At 38.9% G+C, this 4,656-nt stretch carries 5 protein-coding genes; all 5 read left to right on the forward strand.

The window, feature by feature from the left end; translation table 11 throughout:
- Positions 1-845 precede the first annotated feature (845 nt).
- The 5 genes from H6G76_RS36140 to H6G76_RS36160 all read left to right on the forward strand — a co-directional run bounded on the left by H6G76_RS36140 (position 846) and on the right by H6G76_RS36160 (position 4,551).
- Entirely contained in the window at positions 846-1,121 is a 276-nt protein-coding gene (locus H6G76_RS36140; protein ID WP_199337654.1) for a hypothetical protein, read from the forward strand.
- A 67-nt stretch (positions 1,122-1,188) separates the two neighbouring features.
- Positions 1,189-2,085 carry an acyl-ACP desaturase gene (locus H6G76_RS36145; protein WP_190710997.1) on the forward strand — a complete coding sequence of 299 codons (897 nt, stop codon included), beginning with the start codon at positions 1,189-1,191 and terminating at the stop codon, positions 2,083-2,085.
- A complete protein-coding gene (locus H6G76_RS36150) occupies positions 2,061-2,444 on the forward strand; it encodes a holo-ACP synthase (protein WP_190710998.1) in 384 nt (127 codons plus the stop codon). Before H6G76_RS36145 ends, H6G76_RS36150 begins: the two co-directional genes overlap by 25 nt.
- 35 nt (positions 2,445-2,479) lie before the next feature.
- Complete coding sequence (locus H6G76_RS36155) at positions 2,480-2,908, forward strand: thioesterase family protein (RefSeq protein ID WP_190710999.1); 429 nt, start codon at positions 2,480-2,482, stop codon at positions 2,906-2,908.
- On the forward strand, positions 2,905-4,551 hold the full coding sequence (locus H6G76_RS36160; RefSeq protein ID WP_199337655.1) for an AMP-binding protein: 1,647 nt from the start codon (positions 2,905-2,907) through the stop codon (positions 4,549-4,551). The genes H6G76_RS36155 and H6G76_RS36160 overlap by 4 nt, the downstream gene beginning before the upstream one ends.
- Positions 4,552-4,656 lie beyond the last annotated feature (105 nt).

Genomic DNA, 4,656 nt, shown 5'->3' on the forward strand with positions numbered 1-4,656 from the left:
GCAAACGATGGAAATTGTGTTTGATGATTATTTGCCGCAATGGAATTACACTGCTAAACCACAGGTGACATAATTCTGGATTCTATTTAATCCGCATTCCTAAGTTATGGTGTGAAATACTTGATTTGCTCAAATATTTACTTGGAGATGCAGCTAAGTCAGGTTTTTGCTATTGGGCATCAGATCCCCTAGATAACCATCCTTGCAAATCAAACAAGTGAGTATCGATCATGCTCCCACAACTTATATGCCCAATTACTGCGATCGCACTTGATTTGGAGATGAAACCTGAGACGGTGAAAACTTAAGTGAAATTGGCTTGAAAAGCTCTTTAGGGGACTGATGAGGCTGACAGGTGTAGGTTGGCAAGTCGTCACAATCCCTTCATAGTAGAGTGATTCAGAGCCAATACGTCGAAAGTTCATTGCGCTGTCGCCGCTTGGATAGGATTTTTAGGTAATTTTAGTGATGAAATTAATTTCAAATATAAATTACAGAAATTAGAAAAATTCCGTATTTTTCGGATGCTATTTAGATACTTCATGAGTGACGATTAATAGAGAGTATTAGCAAAATCATACTGTTGGCTTAATTTCTGTTGTGTAGATTCTGGTGTCTTCATGTCCTGATATATGGGTTATTAGTATCACGAGAGCCAAAAGCACGATACCCGTGGCTGGTGGGCAAACTCTGAGTAGCAACGTCACTGAGGGCTGGACTGTAAAAGAAACTTAAAGCTTCAGTAAAGTTTTGTTAAGAAATGCGAAAAATAACCTTTTTAAAAAGGTTTATTTAAGATGAGATTTTGCTACTCACTAGGAAGTTTAACAAAGGAGTTAATTAGCGTGAAAGATTATATTTGTCAGCTTTTTGCACAGAACGTTAAATTACCATTAGCTGAAATTTTTGAGCATGACTTGACACTTTCAGAAATTATTGCTCGTTCTGAGCAACTTCAGAACAGCATTGATCTTATGGAGGCGTTTGCCAAGATTAGTAACACCATTAAAAAGCAGTATGGAGCCGACATCCGTTTACCTGCTTTCTCATTAGATACAAAAATTTCAACAGTATTAGAAGTCTTCTTACAAGAAGTAGATAATGTAGAAATTTCACCTTAATTAGCTGAAAAATCCCAAACAAGATAAAACCTAGAAAATTGAAAAATTAAATTTCAAAAACCTAACTATGGTGAATGTAATTTCTAGAGCTAATATTGTCAACGACTTGTATAAGATTCTAGCTGAACAACGCAGTTGCTTAGTGGATTTAATCTGGGAGCAACATAGTTTTCACGAAAAGCGTCGATGGAGTGCCGTGGAAATGCTCAATGCGATTGATTTAGAGAAATTAAGCGAAATTGATCAAGTAAATATTTGGAATGCTGGACGAGCAGAATTAACCACCAAACCAGGAGCAGATCGCCTTGCAAGAGTTGCAGATGCTGAATGTCGTCGCTGGCAAGAGTCTAATCCAGTTTTAGCGAGTGTTATGCAAGCTTGCAGTACTTGGAGCCGTTACTGGAACGAGGAAGAAAGTTTTCATGAAAGTACACTCAATCGCTTATCTGACCTGCTTGGTTTAGAAACAGTAAATGATCGAGTTCTAATTGAGTTTCGCAAGATTTTTCCCGATGATGATATACTCAGAACTCTAGTTTTACTGGCGATTTCTGAGATTACAGCCACAGTTAACTACTCATATTGTGCCAGCGTTGCTCAAGATCCTGGGTTGAAGAAATTGTTTAAGCAGATTGCTGCTGATGAAGCGCAACACATGACCTACTTCATTAGTTTTGCTAAGGCTCTAGTGGATAGTCAAGAGTACTCCCCCAAAGGAGCATTTGCTGTTACCCATTTGTTTGTTCGTGAAGGTGGCGAACTGTATGGTAGCAAGCGTCAGCATTTAGAACAACGTGATTCCCATGTTAATTGGTGGGACGCACTCAAGTACGATATGACAATTCCTGACAATATTGAACGCAAGCAAGGAATGATTTTTTCTGCTCTCAAACAAATTACAGGTATTGAGGTGAACTCAGCTACGGAAGTTGAACAAAAGTGGTTGGAATTGGTGGGATGTTGATTGGACTAGGACACGATATTCAACTGATAACCGAATTAGAAAAAGTGGAAGCACTCAAAATTCCGGGGATCTTCTTTACAGAAACAGAGTATTTGTACTTCAGTCAAAGTAAAAATCCATTGCAAAGTATGACAGCTCAATTTTCTGCTAAAGAAGCCTTATTTAAAGCACTGAAAATAGCCCCGCAATTCTATTGGACAGATGTAGAAATACAACACAACTCCAGCAAAGCTCCATATTTTCAGTTTTACGGCTCTCTAGCAGAGTATTTTAATCGTCAAAATTGGACTGCTCACCTTTCCATTTCCCATAGTGGGGATTATGTATCTACCGTTGTCATCATTGCACTTGGGACATAAGTGTACCAACTGTTAAGTTATTCAAGATTGTTGAAATGAAGTTTGAACCAGTTAGTCTAACATTGCAAGTACGCCCAAATGACCTTGATAGTTTAGGTCACGTCAATAATGCTACGGTCTTGGAATATTTAGAAGCAGGGCGATGGTTATGGCTTGACCACCACAACTTACGTCGTGGTCAGCGTATTCTACCTGTAGTAGCGCGGATTGAAATCAATTATCGTCGAGAAATTTTACCAGGAGAAGTTAGAGTAATTACGAAAATAGAAGATACAGAAAAAGAGTATCGCTATCAAGCAGTATTTTGCCAAACTGTGGAAATCTTCACTGATGGAACTGCCACTATAGCAGCTGATGCCCGCGTGAAAGTTGGATTCATTGATGCCGTTGAACGTACACTCAAGAGTTTGCCGGATTTTCTTGAAGAAAACAATGCAGCCAAGGCACTAGGAGGTGTGTCATGAAATTGCCTGAAGTAGCCAGAATGCCAGAATTACAACTTCCAGTGCAAGAATCGCTCACCATGCTGGATATGATACACGCACTCAAAGACACTGATGCCCATATCGGTTTGTTCCTTCAAGAAGATCGCAAAGATACTAAGTTCTTACCCTACTGCAATTTTAGGAAGCAAATTACTGCATACATGGCATATTTTTGCTCTCAAGGTGTGACAGTGGGGACAAGGATAGTGTTTCCCTTTGAAACTACAGAAGGTGTGCTGATTTCCTTTTTTGCTTTGATTGGACTAGGTGCGATTCCTTTATCAGTCAAACCTTACGGTATGGGTGTATTGAAGGATAGCTATTTAGCTTTTATCCAAAGAATTGCCAATTCATACAATACTCGCTTGATTTTAGAAGTTCCTAGTATTCAATCTCTTGATTTTAGTCTTGAGCGATTGCCATTACCAAGCACAAACTTTCAGCCCCAAGCATCACCTAATTTTGCCTCTGTTACCTCTGGTGATATAGCTTTTGTACAGTTTTCTTCTGGCTCAACTGCTTTTCCCAAAGGAATTCCTGTTACCCACGCTAAGATTATGGCACAAATACAGATCATTGCTAACTATGCTCAAAGCAGACAAAGTGATGAAGCAGCAAGTTGGTTGCCTCTGTATCATGATATGGGATTAATAGGTGGCTTTCTTGCACCGTTGTATTGCCGACTAAATCTGCACTTAAGTACACCAATGAAGTTCTTGATTAATCCTATAGGTTGGTTGCAGGAGCTTTCCGAAAAACAAATTGCTATCACTGTTATTCCTGATTTTGCTATTAGTTACTGTCTGCGTCGGCTAGAAAACAGCGAAACCACAGAAATTGCCGCTCTCAACTTAGAAAATTTACGAATAGTTTTTAATGGTAGTGAGCCAATTAATATTAAAAACCTGTATCAATTTATGGAGATGTTGGCTCCGTATGGATTACGACCTACAGCTATTAAGCCTTGCTATGGTATGGCTGAAGCTGTTTTAATGGTTTCTTGTTGTCAGTTAGAAGATGTTCTAAGAGTGCTGACACTGGCGAATGGTTGCCAAGCTATTTCATCAGGTAAACCGTTGAGTGATTTTAGTGTGCGTTTAATATCTGAAGACGGAACTGTATGTCGTGAGGGTGAAATAGGAGAAATTCAAATCAGGGGCGGTAGTTTGGTTGATGGCTATTGGGAAAACGCTCACCTTTTTTATAATCATGATGGCTTCTTTCCTACTGGTGATTTAGGTGTAATGAGCGAGGGTGAGCTTTTCATTACTGGTAGAATCAATGATCGTTTTAAAATCAACGGTCAAAGCTATTTTGCTACTGATTTTGAACACTGCTTAGAGTCATTGCCCTTTGTGCAATCAGGCAAAGTTGCTGCTATTCAAGCAGATGAAAATATTATCATTTTGATAGAAACCAAGCAAACTAGTGTGCTAAAAGGAGCAACTGAGTACAAACAGCAAGCAAGTAAAATAATTCTTAACCACGTTGGTGTGAAAGTTCCAGTAGAACAGATATTTTTTATTCGTCCAGGGCTGTTGGAAAAAACTAGTAGCGGTAAATTGCAACGAAAAAGAATCGCTGAAGCTTATATCACAGGAAAAGATAAATCAGGAACATAAAACCCTTGCGGGGGGACAAAATGGTCTAGAATGCTTATCTTACAAAGAGTGTAGCAATTTGTGGTAAAAGAAAAAGAGCATTTATTCGCAATAAGCTCTATTTAA

The sequence above is a fragment of the Nostoc sp. FACHB-152 genome, assembly GCF_014697475.1.
Classification (GTDB): Bacteria; Cyanobacteriota; Cyanobacteriia; order Cyanobacteriales; family Nostocaceae; genus Nostoc_B.